Annotated in this window: 18 protein-coding genes and 1 riboswitch; of the genes, 1 reads left to right on the top strand and 17 read right to left on the bottom strand. The window is 34.1% G+C overall.

Translation table 11 applies throughout. The features are described 5' to 3' along the window. Window positions 1-20: 20 nt before the first annotated feature. The 15 genes from FHL05_RS08530 to FHL05_RS08600 form a co-directional block, all read right to left on the bottom strand. On the bottom strand, window positions 21-1,223 hold the full coding sequence (locus FHL05_RS08530; protein WP_153384223.1) for a CCA tRNA nucleotidyltransferase: 1,203 nt from the start codon (window positions 1,221-1,223) through the stop codon (window positions 21-23). A gap of 170 nt (window positions 1,224-1,393) precedes the next feature. Beyond that, on the bottom strand, window positions 1,394-2,812 hold the full coding sequence (nhaC, locus tag FHL05_RS08535) for a Na+/H+ antiporter NhaC (RefSeq protein ID WP_153522464.1): 1,419 nt from the start codon (window positions 2,810-2,812) through the stop codon (window positions 1,394-1,396). A gap of 486 nt (window positions 2,813-3,298) precedes the next feature. Continuing rightward, window positions 3,299-4,546 (bottom strand): tetratricopeptide repeat protein, encoded by a 1,248-nt coding sequence (locus tag FHL05_RS08540; protein WP_153522466.1) that lies wholly within the window; start codon window positions 4,544-4,546, stop codon window positions 3,299-3,301. 72 nt (window positions 4,547-4,618) lie between these two features. Continuing rightward, window positions 4,619-4,894 (bottom strand): HU family DNA-binding protein, encoded by a 276-nt coding sequence (locus tag FHL05_RS08545; RefSeq protein WP_057739444.1) that lies wholly within the window; start codon window positions 4,892-4,894, stop codon window positions 4,619-4,621. A 188-nt stretch (window positions 4,895-5,082) separates the two neighbouring features. Continuing rightward, entirely contained in the window at window positions 5,083-6,396 is a 1,314-nt protein-coding gene (gene der, locus FHL05_RS08550) for a ribosome biogenesis GTPase Der (protein WP_153384226.1), read from the bottom strand. 11 nt (window positions 6,397-6,407) lie between these two features. Next, window positions 6,408-7,067, bottom strand: a complete 660-nt coding sequence (gene cmk, locus FHL05_RS08555) for a (d)CMP kinase (protein ID WP_153384227.1) — start codon at window positions 7,065-7,067, stop codon at window positions 6,408-6,410. Window positions 7,068-7,126: 59 nt separating this feature from the next. After that, window positions 7,127-8,341 carry a LysM peptidoglycan-binding domain-containing protein gene (locus FHL05_RS08560; protein WP_153384228.1) on the bottom strand — a complete coding sequence of 405 codons (1,215 nt, stop codon included), beginning with the start codon at window positions 8,339-8,341 and terminating at the stop codon, window positions 7,127-7,129. A 90-nt stretch (window positions 8,342-8,431) separates the two neighbouring features. Then, window positions 8,432-8,983, bottom strand: coding sequence for an ECF transporter S component (locus FHL05_RS08565; RefSeq protein WP_153384229.1), 552 nt, complete (start codon window positions 8,981-8,983; stop codon window positions 8,432-8,434). A gap of 68 nt (window positions 8,984-9,051) precedes the next feature. Beyond that, a riboswitch (FMN riboswitch) is annotated at window positions 9,052-9,172 on the bottom strand. Window positions 9,173-9,265: 93 nt separating this feature from the next. Continuing rightward, window positions 9,266-9,985 carry a pseudouridine synthase gene (locus tag FHL05_RS08570; RefSeq protein ID WP_153522468.1) on the bottom strand — a complete coding sequence of 240 codons (720 nt, stop codon included), beginning with the start codon at window positions 9,983-9,985 and terminating at the stop codon, window positions 9,266-9,268. Continuing rightward, on the bottom strand, window positions 9,972-10,517 hold the full coding sequence (gene scpB / locus FHL05_RS08575; RefSeq protein WP_162000260.1) for an SMC-Scp complex subunit ScpB: 546 nt from the start codon (window positions 10,515-10,517) through the stop codon (window positions 9,972-9,974). Before scpB ends, FHL05_RS08570 begins: the two co-directional genes overlap by 14 nt. Before the next feature lies 1 nt (window position 10,518). Further along, window positions 10,519-11,241, bottom strand: coding sequence for a segregation and condensation protein A (locus FHL05_RS08580; protein WP_153522470.1), 723 nt, complete (start codon window positions 11,239-11,241; stop codon window positions 10,519-10,521). Next, window positions 11,241-11,633: a RibT protein gene (locus FHL05_RS08585; protein WP_153384232.1), complete on the bottom strand. Its 393-nt coding sequence runs from the start codon at window positions 11,631-11,633 to the stop codon at window positions 11,241-11,243. Before FHL05_RS08585 ends, FHL05_RS08580 begins: the two co-directional genes overlap by 1 nt. Before the next feature lie 10 nt (window positions 11,634-11,643). Then, window positions 11,644-12,564: a site-specific tyrosine recombinase XerD gene (gene xerD, locus FHL05_RS08590; protein WP_192917930.1), complete on the bottom strand. Its 921-nt coding sequence runs from the start codon at window positions 12,562-12,564 to the stop codon at window positions 11,644-11,646. A gap of 12 nt (window positions 12,565-12,576) precedes the next feature. Then, window positions 12,577-13,443: a CvfB family protein gene (locus tag FHL05_RS08595; RefSeq protein WP_153384233.1), complete on the bottom strand. Its 867-nt coding sequence runs from the start codon at window positions 13,441-13,443 to the stop codon at window positions 12,577-12,579. Window positions 13,444-13,713: 270 nt separating this feature from the next. Then, window positions 13,714-13,977, bottom strand: a complete 264-nt coding sequence (locus tag FHL05_RS08600) for a hypothetical protein (protein ID WP_153384234.1) — start codon at window positions 13,975-13,977, stop codon at window positions 13,714-13,716. 209 nt (window positions 13,978-14,186) lie between these two features. Here FHL05_RS08600 and FHL05_RS08605 point away from each other — a divergent pair, with 209 nt between their 5' ends. Next, window positions 14,187-15,308, top strand: coding sequence for an NAD(P)-dependent alcohol dehydrogenase (locus tag FHL05_RS08605; RefSeq protein ID WP_153384235.1), 1,122 nt, complete (start codon window positions 14,187-14,189; stop codon window positions 15,306-15,308). A 197-nt stretch (window positions 15,309-15,505) separates the two neighbouring features. Here the strand turns inward: FHL05_RS08605 and FHL05_RS08610 are convergent, their stop codons facing one another. Continuing rightward, window positions 15,506-17,443, bottom strand: coding sequence for a hypothetical protein (locus FHL05_RS08610; RefSeq protein WP_153384236.1), 1,938 nt, complete (start codon window positions 17,441-17,443; stop codon window positions 15,506-15,508). A 361-nt stretch (window positions 17,444-17,804) separates the two neighbouring features. Continuing rightward, window positions 17,805-18,611: a DUF4931 domain-containing protein gene (locus tag FHL05_RS08615; RefSeq protein WP_153522472.1), complete on the bottom strand. Its 807-nt coding sequence runs from the start codon at window positions 18,609-18,611 to the stop codon at window positions 17,805-17,807. Window positions 18,612-18,792: the final 181 nt, after the last annotated feature.

Here is an 18,792-nt window from a genome sequence, read left to right on the forward strand (position 1 = left end):
AAATTAATGATAACACAGCGTTATTGATTACTTAATAGATAATGCCTTAATTCATCGAAATTATTGGAAACGTTTCCTTCCACGACAGCACGCTCAATTTGGGACATCGACTTGCCAATGATAGGACCTGGTTTGACACCTAAAATATCGCAAATATCCTTACCAGAAAGTTTCAAGTCATGACTATTTTTTATAGAAATTTGATCTACCTTTTGATTTAATCCTTGATAATCGAACTCAATCCCAAACATTTTGCATAATTCAATCACACGACCAAAATTCTTAGTTCCCAACTTGTAAATATTCCACAAATCGAAATCTTGACTCTCAAACAAGTGCAAAAGCTTTAAAGTATCGACACTAGTCTCTCTGGTCTTATTGGAAACTTTCCAATCTCTTAAAAAGCGATTGAATTCATCATGATTCAAGCTCAAAACATAGCCGATAGCTACCCAGGCCTCATCTTCATCAATAAAATACTTGTCTTTTGGTTCCAACAATTCTTCTAATTCTAATTTTTGATCTTTGAATCCAGGACAATATTCGCTCAAACCTAGTTTTAAGAAATCGCCCAATCCAGTTTGCCAAGATTTACTTAACAACAATTTGACGAATTCTTCTCTAATCCGTTCAATTGCAATTTTTTCAAGCAAAGGTGCATTGTCAGCAATTGCCTGTGAAGTCTGTTCTTCTATTTTAAAATTCAATTGAGCTTGAAATCTGACTGCCCGCATCATTCGTAAAGCATCTTCATGGAAGCGTTCTTCTGCTTTGCCAACCGCGCGAATGACTTTTTTATCTAAATCTTTTAAACCATCGAATTTATCAATTACATTTCCATTGAGGTCAACTGCTAAAGCATTGATCGTAAAATCGCGACGTTTAAGATCATCTTCAAGAGACCGAACAAAAGTTACTTTATCAGGTCGACGAAAGTCTTGATAACCTGACTCCGTCCGAAAAGTCGTGACCTCATAAGCATCATCCCCCATTAAGACCGTGACAGTCCCATGTTGAATACCTGTATCGACCGTTCGTTTAAAAATCTTTTTAATTTCTTCAGGGTATGCACTAGTCGCAATATCAACATCATGAATTGGCAGGCCCAAGATATGATCTCGAACACTTCCACCGACAAAATAAGCTTGAAAGCCCGCTTGTTCAATCTGTTCTAATACTGGTAGTGCCTCTTGAAAATCCTTAGGAAGTTGTTTGATCTGCATACATTTACCTCAATTTCTAAACTAAATAATAAAAATCTTTACATAACAACTATACACGATATGTCAAAAATATCGCCAAAAATAAACAAAAGCAACTTGATTCCTAAAATACAACAAAAAATAGCCTTTATTTAAAATTTCTAAATAGAGACTATCTTCTTTGTTAGGACTTATTCAAATTGTTGATTTACCTTAACTGAAATTTTTCTTTCACTTGGAACTTGATTGTAATTTTTACCAAAGGCGAAGCCAAAAATAATCGTCAATAAAGGATTCAGCCAAACGTAAAAGGCACAAGGAATAAAGATTAACGGACTAACTCCTAAAACTCCTGAAATAAAGATTCCTGTAACTCCCCAGGGAACTAAAGCATTGATATCAGCTCCACCAGTAGCTAAAACTCTAGATAGGAATACGGGACGAACGCCTTGTTCATCGAAATTCTTTTTAAAAGTTGTTCCTGGCAAAATAATCGACAAGTATTGTTCACCAACTAAGAAATTAATACCGATAGCACTTAAAGCTGATAGTAAAATCAGTTTTCCCGGTGAATCGACTCTTTGACTCATCTTACCGACCAAATTATCTACGACGCCCATTTTGATCAAAACGCCTCCGAGTGTCAAAGCAACTAAAATTAAAGAAATACTGCTTAACATACTTGTGATTCCGCCACCGCTAACTATTAAATTGATCTTCTTATCGGGTGAATTCAATTGAAATCCATTCATGATCTGCTTGCTAATAGTCGTCAAAGTTGCATGGTCAATGAAGACATGCATGATAATGGCTGTCACTGAACCAGCCAACAAAGTAGGAATAGCTGGAACTTGCAAAATAGCGCAGGCAATCAAGACGATGATAGGAATCAGCATCCAAGCAGAAATAAAGAAATTATTATTTAAAGCATTAATTATATGATGAACTGAACTCATATCTGGTGATACGCTCGAGTGCCCCACAATCAAAAAGATTACTGCAGTAATAATGGCAGCAGGCAAAGCGGTGTGAGCAATCGTTTTGATATGGTCAAAGACGTTATCGACTCCAGCAATTCCGGTCGATAAATTAGTCGTTCCAGACAATGGCGAGAGATTATTGCCAAATAAAGCTCCTGAAACAATCGAACCAGCTGTCAATGCTGTATTGATGCCCATGACCTGACCGATACCCATGAAGACGATTCCTAAAGTACTGATAGTTGTAAAACAACTCCCAACGATTACGCCAACTAAACAGCAGCTGACAAAGACTGTAAATAAGAAAAATCTAGCATTGAGCAATTCTAATCCATAAACCATGATAGTGGGAATCACGCCTGACATTGACCAAGCTGAGACTAAAACGCCAATCATAATAAAGATTATCATTGGGATGATGCCTGGTTTAACGCCAGTGACGATACCATCTTGCAGCTCCTTCCATGAAAAGCCACGAAAGCGACCGTAAAATAACAAAATCGTAAAAGTTAATAAAATTGGAATCTGTGGCGTCATATTGAAACCAATCATCATGATTCCTAACATTGAAAACATTACTAACATAATCAAGAGACTTTCTAAAAACGTTAATCGACTTGCTTTTTTCATAATAATCACCCTATTTTAAATTTTCTTTGAAATTTTTTTAGCTCCAATAGGGTCTATAAAGATAATTCTTCTTAGTGTCGTCTATATCCTTTTGATTTAGGATTTGTGCAAAAGTTGCTTGCAATTTTAATTTTTCTAAAAATTTCATTTTCCAAACCTCCTAGAATTTAGCTTATAGGAACAAAAAAAACGCCTCTGCAATAAATGCAGGGACGCTCTTTGCGCGGTACCACCCAAAATTCAAGTAAAAATACTTGCTCTTTATTCCTATAACGCCGGACACGTGATTTCAATTTAGTATTTCATCAAAAATATCCTGCATGACTTGCACCAACCGTCAATTCTCTGAACACCCAGATATTTCGCTACTTGTTTAAAAATCAAAATCAATTTATGTCTAGAATGATAGCAGTTGTTTAGAATTTTTCAAGGTTTTTATTAAAAATAATCCAATTTAAATTAATTTTTCTAATTTTATTATAATGTTTAAGAGATCTGATCAAGTAAATCTTGCATATTCTCGTTGTCTGGATCTTGCTTCAAATAAAGCTTCAATGCAGCTTTTAGAGCAGCATTATTACCAGTGCTTCGTAAAATCTCGATCAAATCAGATAAGTAATCCAAATTGTCTTTAAAATCATCTAAAACTAAGAGGATATTTTCTTGAGCATCAGTAACATCGTCGGTTTCATATTCCGACTTAGCCAAATTCCAAACCAATTTAGGAGTATTGCTGACATCACGACTGCTTAACAAGTCCAAATTAGCCTTAAATTGACCTTTGGTAACGTAGTAATCACTCAGCTTAATAATCAATGGCATTGGATCATCAACAGTTCTGATACCCTTTTCGATGATATCGATAGCTTGTTTAGCATCTTCAACTTGTCCAGCATCAAAGGCGATTTGGTAAAGGCGATCATCAAGTTCATTGATATTCAAACCTAATTGAGCGTATTTGAAAGCATCGGAATTCTTTTTAATGTTTAAATAATCCTCTGCCAAAATTGGATAGGCAGTTGGATAATCGTGGTTAGTATCCAACAAATTTTCTAAAGTAGTGATTGATTTATTATAATTTTTGACTTGATTGTATAAAAATCCAAGTTGAAATTGGGCATCTTCGTTTAGTTCCAAGGCATTCAATTTTTCATATTCACTGATGGCAGCTTCATATTGTCCATCCCCTGCTAAGGAACTGGCTTTTCTCAAGACAATCGAGATACCCGAATAGTTTTTAATATCCATATCCAAAAGCATATCGTAATAAGTCAAGGCTTTGCTGAACTTATTTTCATCAAAATATACTTCTGCTAGAGCAAACTTAAAGACTTCTTCATCAGGGTATTCTCTGATACCAGTAAGAAGTTTTTGTTCACTGACTTCATAGAGTCCTTGAGACTGGTAAATATCGGCTGATACTAAGAGGTTTTCAGCATAAGCTGGTGAATCTGGAGTGATTTGTGAGATATAGTCCAAAGCTTTATCGCTATCACCATCAGAAACGGCAATTTCAGCCAGTCTAGAGAGGATTTGCCCTTCAGTTGGGTAAATGGACAGTAGATGTTCATAAATCGTTTTAGCTTGAACTGACAGGCCTCTGCTCATTAATGTTTCAGCCAAAGAAAAAAGTGTTTGATCATCATCTTCTCGAAGCGAATCCTGAATCAAATTATCGACTTTCGAAAAGTCACCATCATCAATTGTTTCTATAACCTTATCTGCTTTACTCAAATCCATACCTCCATTATTTTGCGTAAAAAAAGACGGTCAAAAGACCGCCCCATAATAACCAAAATGAATTAATTATTTAACTGAATCCTTCAAAGCCTTGCCTGGTTTAAATGCAGGTACTTTGCTTGCAGGAATCTTAATTTCTTCGCCAGTTTGTGGGTTGCGACCCTTACGAGCAGCACGTTGACGAACTTCGAAGTTACCAAAGCCGATCAATTGAACTTTGTTACCTTCTGATAAGTTATCTTGAATTGTTTCAAAAACTGCATCAACAGCAGAAGTTGCATCCTTCTTTGTCAAACCAGTTTTACTTGCTACACTATCAATAAGTTCAGCTTTATTTGCCATTTGTGAATACCTCCGGATAATTGTAAAAAATTTTTAGAACACATGAACTTTTATTAATGCGTTCATTATTCTATGTACAAAATTACCATAGCAATGCCGATGTGGCAAGCATTTACGCTATTTTTTAACATAATTCTTACAAATTATAAATATATTTATAAAAACGGGCCAAATAGCGTCCTTTTCAGCTATTTTCGTTTTCTTGGCAATATCTTGATCGGAGTTCCTTCAAAATCAAAAGTTTCTCGCAATTGATTTTTCAAAAATCTTTCATAAGAGAAATGCAACAATTCATTGTCATTAACAAAAACAACAAATGTTGGTGGTTGGACCGCCACTTGAGTCATGTAATAAATTCTCAGTCTCTTACCATTGACCAATGGTGTTGGAGCGATTGACGTTGCTCTCAATAACAAGTCATTAAGAACTGATGATTGAATCCGACGTTCACGATTAGCATAGACACGATCGACTAATTCTGGGATTTGATTGAGACGTTGTCCTTTGATTGCTGAAACGAACAGGATCGGTGCATATGAAAGATATTGGAACTCTACTCGTATTTGATTTTCAAAGTCCTTCATTGTATTTGTATCTTTTTTCAAAGTATCCCATTTATTGACAACGATTATTACACCCTTACCAGCATTATGAGCATAACCAGCAACACGTTTGTCTTGTTCTCTAATACCTTCTTCAGCATTCAAAACGACACAAACGACATCTGATTTATCAATTGCACTCAAAGCTCGTAAAACAGAATACTTTTCAGTATTTTCGTAAACTTTTCCACGTTTTCTAATACCAGCAGTATCAATAATAGTAAAGTCTTTATCAAGCCTTTCATCATGATACTTAGTATCGACAGCATCTCTAGTTGTTCCTTGCATATCAGAAACAATAACCCGTTCATCGCCTAAAATAGCATTAACTAACGATGATTTCCCAACATTGGGACGGCCAATAAAACTAAATTTAACTGACTTGTCTTCTTCTGATTTGTCATCATTAGGAAAGGCCTTAACGATTTCATCTAATAAATCACCTAAGCCAGTGCCTTGAGCACCAGAAATTGGATTAGGATCTCCAAAGCCTAATGAATAGAAATCATAAATATTTTGACGTTGCTCAGGATTATCAGCTTTATTGACAGCCAAAATTACCGGTTTTTTGGTGCGATAAAGAATTTTTGCAACATCTTCATCTTCCTTAGTTGAACCATTTTGACCATTAACGATGAAAACAATCACGTCAGCTTCATCGATTGCAATTTCAGCTTGGTTTTTAATTTGGACAGAAAGTTTCTCGCCACTCATTTCAATACCACCCGTATCGATCAAACGGAATTCTTTACCTAACCAACTGGCACGAGCGTAAATCCGATCACGTGTTACACCAGGCGTATCTTCAACAATGGAGAGTCTCTCATTAATTATTCGATTAAAAATCGTAGATTTCCCTACATTGGGGCGTCCTACTAACGCAACTACTGGAACAGACATATTTTGCCTCCCTACTTATGTTCATTTACTAATTCAGTTACTCTTTTAACTACTTCTTCAATTGTCATATTTGACGAATCAACTTCAATAGCATCGTCAGCTTTTTTCAATGGTGAAATTTCACGATGAGAATCCTTATAATCTCTAGCAGCTATTTCATCCTGCAACTCTTTTAATGGGGTTTTGATCCCTCGTTCAAGATTTTCCTTGAATCGTCTTTGAGCGCGAACTTCTACACTGGCAATCAAAAAGATTTTAACGTCTGCATTTGGCAAAACAGTCGTTCCAATATCACGACCATCCATCACAATATCAGTATCTCCTGCCATATCACGTTGCATTTTGACCAATTTTGCTCTGACTTCTTTGATGGCAGATACTTGTGAAACATTATTTGTGATTTCTTCTGTTCTAATTGCATCTGAGACATCTTCATCATCAAGATAGACATGCTGTCCATCTGATTTATTTGAAAAGTAAATTTTATGCTCTGACATTAGCTTTAAAATATCAAGAGTTTCACCATAACCTACATTATTCTTTTTTGCAAGCAAAGTCACTGTACGATACATTGCACCTGTATCACAGTATACAAAATCTAGTTTTTTAGCAATTAATTTGGCAATGGTACTTTTTCCGGCCGATGCTGGACCATCTATTGCAATTTGCATTAATTTATCTCCTTAATAAAAGGGCCCAGACAATAATGTCAAAGACCCTTCACTTAAAATTATTTAACTCTTAGTGATGTACCTGGTGTTAACGTTCCAACGCTTCCATTCATACTCTTTAATTGAGCAGTTGTTAGACCATTATTATAGGCGATTCTAAACCAATTGTCACCAGCTTGAACAGTATAATATGAACCGCTTGAACTCGAACTTGAGCTTGAATCTGAACCATCGCTTGATGAACTTGAAGTATCAGTTGAATTATTTGTTGTTGAAGCTTGTTGACTAGTTTGTGATTGTTGTTGATCACTTGTTGTACCTGTTGATTGGTTTTGACTCGAAGTCCCGCTATTATTGGAACTATTAGTTGTATCGGAGCTACCAGTACTTCCTGTATTATTTGCAGTATTACTGTTTGAAGCTGTTGAACTAGTATTGTTATTACTTGTAGCATTATTATTGCTATTAGTATTATTAGAGTTATTTGATTTTTGCGAACTAGTAGACGACTTTTTCTTATTTGAATCTTTCTTTGTCGACTTCTTTTTAGCAGAATCATTGTTACTTTTCTTCTTTTTTGTCGACTTATCTTTATTCTCAACCGATTTTTCTGATTGAGCACTATCTAAATCGCTGCTGCCGCTGCTGCCTTTAACAACATTAATAACGACTGGGGCAAACATAATCACAATCAGTGCTACTACCAAAGTAACAACTAACGTATGATTGCCACGTTGCTTTTCTTTAGTAACTGTACGCGAAACATGACCTTCATCATCAGTATCAGAATCGAAACTATTTTCCCAAGGTTTGTCATTTTTTTGTTTTTTCTTTTTTTCATCCTTGGCAGTCGGTTTGGATTCATTTTGAACTGACTGAGGTTCTTCTTCCTGTCGTTTTGGCATTGGCTTTTCATCAATTGGTGGCGTTGGCACAAAATTAGTATTATTAACATTTGATTCAGGATTATCATCCTGTTTTGCTTCACTTAAATGATCATGGATTTCTTCAGTTTGAAGATGATCCGCCGAATTATTGGAATAATTTTCATTTGAAGTATCCTCATAATTTTCTGCGGAACTCTGAGATGCACCATTAGAAGTTTGATTATCGGAAACAGAATCAGAATCATTTGTTGGTACATTTTCATTGTTACCAGTATCGATTAGATGATATTTCTTTAAATCTTCCAGACTGACAGAACCCTCTAAACCTTTAGTTGATTTAGGAACACGTGAATCGCCAGACATTTTGTTTTTATCATTATCGGCCATTAAGAACCAACCTCCTAATTTCTATCTCTTAAAGCATATCATAAAAGTTTAAACTTTTTCTTTAAAGATTTATAAAATTCTCTTAGGTTATTACTTAATGGCGAAATGTCCTTTGATTCTAGGATATACCAGTAAAATAGCGACCGAGATTATCAATGCCTTAATAATATTAAATGGTACCACACCTGTTGCAACATATTTAGCTAAACTCATGTTAAGTTGCATCCCTACGACATTCATATAAAGCGGCATAACTACAAAATAATTAAGGACTGACATAATAACAGTTAATGAAACAGTTCCCCACAAAATAGCACTGAATTTCTTATCCCTTTTCCAAAAATGATTAAAAGGCAATAAAAGTGCTACAGCACCAACAAAGGCTGCCCCACTACCAACTAAACCAGCAACTCCACTACCAGTGATGATAACGTGCACAACCGACTTAATCAAAGCAATCAAGATGCCTCCAACTGGTCCGAAAGCAAACGTCCCAATCAAAGTAACAACATCACTCAAATCAACTTTTAAAAATGGCAACCAGATCAAAACTGGAAATTCAAAAAACATCAAAATTGTACCTAAAGCTGCTAAAATTCCGACTCCAATAACTTCTTGAAATCTATACATACTTTTTCCCATAAAATCAACCTCTTCCATTGATTCCCAAAGAAAAAAGGACCTATTTTGGGCACACCAAAACAGATCCTATCTGTCTTCTTCCATCTAGACTTTAACTATCGGTACTGGAATTTCACCAATTCGGCCAACTTTCGTTGGGTCGCGGACTTTACCGCCGGTCGGGAATTACGCCCTGCCCTGAAAACCAATTATTTATTTTTATAATCATAATATAGCAAAAACCCTGCTACGTTGCAACTGAAGTACATTTTTAATTGCATACCAATTAAATCTTAAAGTAAATTAATCTTGTTTCTTCAATTCAGCAACTTCTTGACGAGTCAAATCACGATACTTACCTGAAACTAAACCATCAAGCGTCAAGAAACCATAACGTTCACGAGATAATTTTTCAACCTTATTACCAACAGCTTCAAACATATTCTTAACTTGGTGATTATGTCCCTCATGAATCGTAATTCTTACGATAGAAGTATTCTTTTTCTTCTCTTTAGACATGACTTTGACTTTTGCTTTAGCAGTAGTAAAGCCTTTCAATTTGATACCATTTTCTAATTTCTTGATATCTTCTGTTGCTAAAAAGCCTTCGATCTTAGCTACATATGTCTTTTCAACATGATATCTAGGATGCATCAAATGATTAGCAAATTCGCCGTCATTAGTTAAAAGCAATAAGCCTGATGTATCATAGTCCAAACGACCGATTGGATAAACTCTTTCATCCACATCTTCTAGTAGGTCAGTAACGACCTTCCTATCTTTATCATCTTTGACAGCTGAAATTACGCCACGAGGCTTGTACAACAAAATATAACGTTTCTTTTCAGTTTGCAATGGCATCCCGTCAACTTCAACGCGATCACTATGATCAACTTTGACACCCATTTCAGTCACGGTTTTATTGTTGACTTTTACATGTCCTTTAGCAATCAATTCCTCAGACTTACGACGTGAAGCTACACCAGCGTCCGCCATAAATTTTTGTAATCTAACTTTCTCCATTTATATCTCCTATATTTGAATCATCTTCAAAATTTTCTATTTTTGGTAATTCCGAAATACTCTTGATTCCAAAGTAGTCAAAAAACTCATCAGTAACCATGTAAAGATTGGGATGACCAGGAACATTCTTTTTCCCATGCTCTTTAATCAATTTACGCATTAGCAAAGTATTCAAGCTACCTGAACTTTGAACTCCACGAATTTCATCGATTTCAACCCTGGTAATAGGTTGACGATAAGCAACGATAGATAAAATTTCTAAAGCAGCTTGACTTAATTTTGTCCCTAAACCAGCCTTAAAGAAACTTGTTAGCAGTTCACTGAATTCATTTTTAGTGACTAATTTGTACAAGGAATTGTATTCAACTAATTGAATTCCCGAATCTTGATCAGTCAACAATTTTACTTTTAATTCTTCAATGTTTTGTCTTAAAGCGGCACTGTCGATTTCTAAAAGTTGGGCTAAATCCTTTTCTTTAATGCCCTGGTCTCCAGCAACGAACAGTAACGCCATTATCTTTGCTTGATACACATTAATTCCTCAATTCAATAAATAATTCACTCTTAAAATCAGCTTGACTAATGGCTACAATTTGCTTACTAGCCAGTTCCAAAATGGCCATAAAGTCAGTCACAATTTCTTCGACATTATGATTCAATTTTAACAAAGCCTTAAATGTAGTTTTTTTAACTCGATGCAACTCCGTCACGATATTGTTACTAGCATCTTCAATTGATAAAGTTTCATTTGCAATTGTTTCTGTCTCTGGCTGTCGGTTTTTTCTATCACGCAATAATTGTACGTATGTAGCTGCTAAATCGTCTAGAGCAACTGAACCCGGTTTTAAAAACTGCCCTATTTTTTGGTCAGTAACACTGACTTCTTTATCAAACTGTTCTTTACGTTGTTGCTCTTTTTCCTCAAAATAAGCAGCTACTCGTTTGTAAGTTTGATAAGTCAATAATTGTGAGACCAATTCATCTCTTGGATCTTCATCCAAGTCTTCTTCGACTTCATCAGGAGCTTGTGGTAAGAGCATCTTACTCTTAATTGACATCAAAGTCGATGCCATAACCAGATAATCGCCAGCAATATCTAGTTGTAGAACTTTCATACTTTTTAAATAATCAATATATTGCGAAGTGATCTGGGCAATTGGAATATCATAAATATCCACTTTTGACTCTTTGATCAAATGCAGTAATAAATCAATTGGACCTTCAAAATCAGTTAAAATCAATTTTAATTTTTGCATTAACTTGTTTCTTCCAAATCTTTATCTTTTTTTAATTTTGACTTATTTTGACGCCATTGGGCCAATTGATCACTCAAATCAAAATTACCCAAAATAACTAATTCTGGGAAACGTTGTTGAATGTCATCAAAAATTTTAAAAATGTTACTTTGTGAACGATAGGATGGATTTAAAGAAATATATTCGATAAAAACAGTTTTGTTAGAAAAAGATAATGCCACAATTCCAGAATAATCTTCAATATTGCTTTTCCAAAGATATAACTGACGATTCTCATCTTCTGAATAGAGCTTTAATTCTTGTTCTAAGTTATTTAAATCTTTTAAATCACTGATATATGACAAAAACCCCATCGCAATTTTTTTATTTTCATCACTATATTTATAAAGCATCCTACTCCTCCTATGCACGCGGAAATGACTTATTATAAACTTGTTTCATATGAGTCTTATTAATATGCGTATAAATTTGTGTAGTTGAAATGTCTGAATGTCCTAATAATTCTTGAACTACCCGTAAATCAGCACCATTCTCTAGAAGATTCGTTGCAAACGAGTGCCTTAAAGTATGTGGAGTAACATCTTTTTCAATACCAACTTGAGCAATATATTTCTTTATCATGCGCCAAATTGACTGACGAGTTAATTTTTTACCTCGAAAATTCAAAAAGACTTCTTTTTGTTGACCATACTTCGTAACTAAATCATTGCGAGTTTCTGAAAAATATTTCTTTAGCCAACTGATGGCAGTATCGCTAATGGGTAACAGACGTTCTTTATTTCCTTTGCCTAAAGTCTTTATCAGTTCCAGATCCAAGTGTAAATCATCCATAGTCAGATTGACCAATTCACTTACACGTAAACCAGTTGCATACATGACTTCAAAAATTGTCCGATCTCTAATACCTAAAGGAATTGTAATATCTGGAGACTCAATCAAAGAATTGACTTCATCCATTGATAAAACTACTGGTAAATGATTGCCCTTTTTAGGTGCGTCCATTTGATTCAGAGGATTACTCTTGATCTTCTCAACTAATTCAAGCCACTGGTAAAATTTTCTAAGTGAAGAAAATATTCGCATCTGCGACGTTTTAGATTTTTTCATTTTATCTTGGTCAGCAAAAAATTGCGTCACGACAAAATGATCTTCAGGATAAAAACTAATTTTTCTATCTTCTAGAAATTTACTAAATTCCAACAAATCTTGTTGATATGAAATAATCGTATTTTGAGATAAACCTCGATCTAATCGTAAATACCGAGCATAATCTGCAATCGTATCGATCATTTCTTGGTTCTTAATTGATAATTTATCACTCATAAATTATCACCTCTATTTTAGATAAGTATAGCCGTCTTTTTGTTCAATTTTACGTTGTTTCATCAAATTGCCTAAAGCACGTTTAAAACTACCTTTACTAATACCAAAATATTCACGAATATCATCTGGATCACTCTTGTCAGTATATGGTATCTTTTTATCGATCGAATGTTCCAAAACTGCAACGATCATTTGAGCGTCAGGTGAAATTTCTTCATAAGCACGAGGTTTCATTGAAAGATTCAAACGACGATGGCTTTCACCAATGACACGGGCTTTGATATGTTGACCAACATGTAAAGGCTCACTTTGTTCATTAACATGGATGAAGCCCATATAATAGCTTTCAGTCATCACAAAGGCACCAGAATCTCTAATAGCAATCACGGTTCCTTCTTCATCTTTATTCATAATTGTTTTGAGTTCGCCAGGACTTCTAGCAATTTGCGTGTAAAGTTCAATATCAGCCAATTTGCCCCATAAACGACCTTTGTGATCAACTTCCAATTTGACCATCAAACTATCGCCCTTTTTAGGCCATTCATTATGTTCAAATGGCAAATCATCTAAAGAAACAACAATATCTTTATCTTCTAGACCCACATTTACAAAAACACCTAAGTCAGTTCTGACATCAGTTACTTCAGCGAAATCCCAAACTCCTTGAGTTACGAAGGGTAAAACGGTCGTCATTTTATTTTTATGCGCTTGATTCTCATAAACAAAGCCAGCAATTTCATCGCCAAGTTCAGGAATTTCAGTTAATTCACTCAAATCTAAGGCAAAAGTATAACCTTCAATTTGCACAAAAGCTTCATCCTTATTTAAATCAGTCACGGTGCCTGCTAGTACTTGACCATACATATCTGTTATTTCCATATTCACCATACTCTTTTATATTCGTTATTTTAGTAACCTTACATTAAAAATACCCTCTTTAACATGATTTTTGAGAGGGTATCAGTTACTTACATATTTAATCTTCTCTATTATATCAGAAAGACAATTCAAGTAATAATAACAGTTCATAAATATTATGTCACTCTAAAAAAAATCCCAATCAATTTGTTCAACAAATCAATTAGGAATTATTTTTTAACATTTTTTACTATTTGTTAAAATATCGGTATTATCATCTTTACCCTTTAACTAATGAACTTCATGAATTCTAAACATAGTATTAAGATAATCTGATTCTTCCGCACCTGTATTATATTTGTCATTCTTACAAGTATCATATCTTCTTGCTGCTGCTAGAACTTCAGCTGTTTGAATTTTGTCAAACGATGATACTCCAGAATTATCTTCATCCGGTGAAATTAGTGCAAACACATTTTCCTTGTTATTATCACGATATAATTTCTTCTTGCCTATCATGGTTATAAACTTAAAATCTTTTTTATTGAATGCCATTCTAAAATCCCCTTTCTTAGCCAGTTATCTATTGTAGTTGCATAAAATTTCAATAACAATCATTTAATACTTTTAATTATTTTTTGTATTACCCAAATTATGATGTATATTACTTTTCTTAAAAATGCAAGATTGATATTTTGATAATTTAGTGAAATAATTTTCATTGTACAAACGGTTTCAAATATTAATGAGAGAAGGATTTTGCTATGAGAATTAAAGCTGCTGTTGTTGATAAAGTTAATGATCCATTCGTTATTAAAGATGACGTTGAATTGGCCGATCTAAAAGATGATGGTCTCCAAGTTAAAGTTGTCGCTTCAGGTATTTGTCATTCTGACGAAGCATTGCGTACCGGTGATGCTGCTTTTAGTTTCCCAGTAGTTCTTGGACATGAGGGATCCGGAATTGTTGAAAAAGTTGGCAAAAATGTTACAAACTTCAAGCCAGGCGATCACATCGTTATGTCATTTTACTCATGCGGGCAATGTGACAACTGTTTGAAAGGCAAACCAACCCAATGTCGTAAGTATGCGGCTTCCAATCTTTCAGGTACTCGCCCTGATGGGTCTGACCATTTCACTGAAGACGGTCACCACGTAAGCGACATGTTCAATCAATCATCATTCACTACTCACACAGTTATTTCACAAAGAAATGCCGTTAAAGTACCTAAGAATCTTGATTTGAGAAAACTTGGACCTCTAGGATGTGGCTACGTTACAGGTAGCGGAACTGTCTTCAATACTCTACAACCAAAACCTGGAGACACAATTGCAGTCTTTGGTACAGGTGCCGTTGGACTTGCTGCTATGATGGCCGGAAAGATTTCTGGCTGTGTCAATGTCATTGCCGTCGATATCGTTGATTCACGTTTGGAATTAGCTAAAAAGTTGGGAGCAACTGACGTTATTAATAGTAAAAATGAAGATGCCGTTGAAGCTATCAAGAAAATCACTGGTGGCTTAGGTGTTGACTGGGCTGTTGATACAACTGGCGTTGCCAAAGTTATGACTGACTCGATTGCTGCTCTAACACAAGGTGGAACTAGTGCTACAATCGCTGTTACACCACAAAATATTGATATTAGTACTTGGAACGACCTCTGCATTGATGACAAAAAAGTTGTTGGTGTCAACATGGGTGATGCTATTCCTCAAGTTGATATTCCTCGTTTGATCAAATTCTATCAAATGGGTGTCTTCCCATTTGATTTGACTGAAAAGTTTTACGACTTTGACCAAATCAACGAAGCCGATGCTGATTTAGTTAGTGGTAAAACTATCAAACCAATCTTGGTTATCGATAAGGATTATCAACCAGAAGCTTAAATTTATAAATTATTATTAATAAAGAGACTCTAATTTCTATTAGGGTCCCTTTTTGTTTGGTTTTGGTTCGATTGTTTTTCACTATGTTTTCGTAAAACATTTATTGATACTAAAGCCACATTCTTTATAATATTTTTATCACGAATGCTTTCTAAGGTTACATAACATTAATTAATAAAAGTTGCATGCAATTAATCTTATATTGAATTAATAATAGACCAATTTAAGGTTGCTTGATAAACTCCACTTGGTTGATTCCCATTTGATAAATTTAATAGCAATCCTTCATTTTTATCCCATTTGATGGATGGTAAAGCCTCATCTTCATTTGATTCATCCACTAATACTTGATGATCAATGGATTGAGGACTTAATCCTGCTCGATAGTACATCATCTTGCCATTCAAAGGTTTGCCCTGTGAATTAGTAAGCTTGCTTACTTGCATTAAATAAACCTTCATTGGTGATTTACTTTGACGACTATCATCAATTTGGACGACGTCATTGGGTGAATTACTGTCTGACGTACGATGAACAATTGTTTTTTTATATGATGGAAAAATATTTTCAAATTTAATATTATTAAAATTTGTCGATATTTTCCCCACTTGGGGATCTATGGTTAATGCTTCACCTTTTACTGAAAATGAATTGTTATTGTCTTCAGTCTGTTGGCCATTAAAAATTGGATAACTATCAAAATGAGTAACTTTGGTATCTTTTGAAACAGTGGTTTCTAATTTAATAAGATGCTTTTCATCCATTTTAAAATTACCTAAATCAATTGTAATTTGCTGATTTTTCCCATCAGCAATAATTGAGTATTGATCACCGGATAATTTTTTCCCATCTATCTCAATTTGATCAACTCCAGTAAATGCCGGTATAGAAAAAGTTAGTGTCGACCCATTAAAATCTTGATACCCTTTATTACTTAAAACAAACTGATAAATTAATTTATCAGTATTAGAAACACCTTTGAGAGTTAAATTAGTATTATGACTATCTGAGTGACTGATATCATCGATAGTATTTTCGATATTAACTTTAGGGTCATATGGGACAGTGACGAATAATTTAGCAATATTAGTTTTATAAACTTTTCCATTAAGACTTAATTGAGCATAATAACTATCGCCAACATTATCACGAGTAACTTTATCAATTACATATTTAAAGGGATTTTTTTGTGTTGCTAACTGAATAGTCCTACCATCCTTAGTAATTCGAAACCAAATCATTTTAATATTTTCCGGCAATGCTTCCCTATTCGTTATTGGTGAATGAATTGCAAAAGTCACTTTATCATCAAGTTTGGCATCCTGGTCATCTAGTCCTCCACCAACAGTTATTGTCTTTTGCGTAAATAATCTCGTTAAATCAGTATTTAAAGCCACACAAAAAATAGTCACTTTTCCTGATTTTCCATTAGGATTAGCAACAATCAGTCCTGAATTTTCGTCAACTTTAGCAATACTTTCATCTGATGACTTCCAATAAAATAAAGCACCATTGTTCTTAGGTTCAGCCGAAGCCGTTGCAACAGCTGTATTTGTTACAATTGGACTAGAAGTATTGTATAAATAATCAGCATCAATATTCATCTTCACAGAAGTGGCATCTAACAAGTTATCAGTGACATTTACTGTCACGACATTTGAATAGTAAGAATATTTATCAATTTTAATTTTCCCAAAAAAATTTCTTTTAACAGAATACGTATCTACTAATTGATATATAATTTTCCCTATCTTGGTAGGACTAACAGTAATAGCAGAGCTATTATTCTTTTTAACTGGTTCCCAACCTAGGTTGCTTTTTTCCATCCAAGTATGAGTAACACTATAATTTGGACCCCATTTAACAAAATTCGATGGTTGTGAATTAGTATTAATTGTAATACTACTTCCAATATCGACATTATATTCTGAATTCGGTTGTGTAACAAATCCGCCTTGAAAGTAACCATCTAGTAGTCCTCCTACAGGATCTGGAGATGGTTTATTGTAATACTTTGGAATCTCTGTTCTCTTTCCTGACCCCAAAACAATTTCACTTTGAAATCCAGTTACTAAAAACGTTAGAAAAATAATTATTGGTAAAATTAAAAGCCAATTCTTTTTCCAATTGCTCATTTTTTCACCTTCTATTGTCTATGCCAGTTATTAGTATAAATTTCAATGTAAATTGCAACCTCTAAAATCAAAAGTCTTTTATTGTTTATTCTTGGTTTCATTTATTATTATTTATTTATTCAATATTGATATTTCATTTATATATTGAACTCTATCTTCACCAATCACCTGATAATACTGAATTTTAAAATTTCATTTTATTTCAAGTTACATATCAATTGAATTTTTTTACGAAGTTATCTCAAAAATCACTCATTGAAAATATCGGCAAATTATCAATGAGTGATTTTTGTAACAATAAAAGCCCAACCAAATCAATGGTTGAGCTTCTTTTAATTTGTTTGTAAAGTTTTGAGCAAAATTATTTTTCCACTTCAATTTCTTTTGACTGAGCATTTTCTTGCAGACGTTCCAATAAAACATCAGCAATTCCTCGAACTTGTTTGTCGCCATCACGTTGAGACAAACGATAGCCAACAAAGTAAGGTGAAACAACATAACGAGCTTCGATTTTACAAATGATCTTTCGACCAACTTTATAGAAAAAGAGATTGTAAGAATCGAACTTGCCGCCATATAAGTCATCAAGGACATATTTAACGGTCACACGAGTAAATTCTGCTAAATCATCAATATATTTAGGGTTATTGATCGTAACATTGAATTCAACGAAGCCCATGATGGGTTTTTCAGAAACATTAACATTGATGTGCTTCGAATTAAAAACATCCATCCCTGTAAAATTCTCTTCTTCAATATGTTTATAGCCATCCACTTTATCTAAACCGATAATTTGCAAATGTGGATGACGCAAAGAACCGCCAGACATTGGACCAAAATTTTTATACATTAAAACACTAGTATATTTTTTACTTTGAATCATCTTATTCCAGCATTCATATGCGTATTCAAAAATTTGCTGATTTTTTTCAACTGAATAATTTGAAATATCTCCAAAATGATCATGTGATTCAATTAGAACAGTTTGATCAGTATCTTTTAGAGTTCTAAACTTATTTTTCAGCCAAATCATATCATCTTTTTGATCGATTATATTAGTCAAATTTTGCGTATCACAAAACGGACAATAATCTTTTTTCTTCTTAATATCTCTTGGTTTACCTTTTGCTTGTTCAATTTCAAAGACAAGCACATCTTTATTTGACAACTTTTCACCTCAAAATTATTTTCATATTATGATATTAACGCAAACACAAAAAAACGGCTGTACGATAAATAAAGTTGATAGGTATTTTGCCATCAACTTTATTTTTGTATACCATTTATTAGTAATAACCATTTAAGAACACCAAAAAAGGACACCATTCATGCCCTTTAGATGTTCGACC

This window comes from Companilactobacillus halodurans (assembly GCF_009600995.1).
Classification (GTDB): domain Bacteria; phylum Bacillota; class Bacilli; order Lactobacillales; family Lactobacillaceae; genus Companilactobacillus; species Companilactobacillus halodurans.

Excerpts from the sequence above, each read along its gene's own strand:
- FHL05_RS08565 (WP_153384229.1), bottom strand. The coding sequence starts at position 8,983 with ATGGGAAAAAGTATGTATAGATTTCAAGAAGTTATTGGAGTCGGAATT.
- xerD (WP_192917930.1), bottom strand. The coding sequence starts at position 12,564 with ATGAGTGATAAATTATCAATTAAGAACCAAGAAATGATCGATACGATT.
- FHL05_RS08570 (WP_153522468.1), bottom strand. The coding sequence starts at position 9,985 with ATGGAGAAAGTTAGATTACAAAAATTTATGGCGGACGCTGGTGTAGCT.
- FHL05_RS08605 (WP_153384235.1), top strand. The coding sequence starts at position 14,187 with ATGAGAATTAAAGCTGCTGTTGTTGATAAAGTTAATGATCCATTCGTT.
- FHL05_RS08600 (WP_153384234.1), bottom strand. The coding sequence starts at position 13,977 with ATGGCATTCAATAAAAAAGATTTTAAGTTTATAACCATGATAGGCAAG.
- FHL05_RS08560 (WP_153384228.1), bottom strand. The coding sequence starts at position 8,341 with ATGGCCGATAATGATAAAAACAAAATGTCTGGCGATTCACGTGTTCCT.
- FHL05_RS08580 (WP_153522470.1), bottom strand. The coding sequence starts at position 11,241 with ATGCAAAAATTAAAATTGATTTTAACTGATTTTGAAGGTCCAATTGAT.
- FHL05_RS08545 (WP_057739444.1), bottom strand. The coding sequence starts at position 4,894 with ATGGCAAATAAAGCTGAACTTATTGATAGTGTAGCAAGTAAAACTGGT.
- cmk (WP_153384227.1), bottom strand. The coding sequence starts at position 7,067 with ATGCAAATTGCAATAGATGGTCCAGCATCGGCCGGAAAAAGTACCATT.
- nhaC (WP_153522464.1), bottom strand. The coding sequence starts at position 2,812 with ATGAAAAAAGCAAGTCGATTAACGTTTTTAGAAAGTCTCTTGATTATG.
- der (WP_153384226.1), bottom strand. The coding sequence starts at position 6,396 with ATGTCTGTTCCAGTAGTTGCGTTAGTAGGACGCCCCAATGTAGGGAAA.
- FHL05_RS08595 (WP_153384233.1), bottom strand. The coding sequence starts at position 13,443 with ATGGAAATAACAGATATGTATGGTCAAGTACTAGCAGGCACCGTGACT.
- FHL05_RS08585 (WP_153384232.1), bottom strand. The coding sequence starts at position 11,633 with ATGCTTTATAAATATAGTGATGAAAATAAAAAAATTGCGATGGGGTTT.
- FHL05_RS08530 (WP_153384223.1), bottom strand. The coding sequence starts at position 1,223 with ATGCAGATCAAACAACTTCCTAAGGATTTTCAAGAGGCACTACCAGTA.
- FHL05_RS08610 (WP_153384236.1), bottom strand. The coding sequence starts at position 17,443 with ATGAGCAATTGGAAAAAGAATTGGCTTTTAATTTTACCAATAATTATT.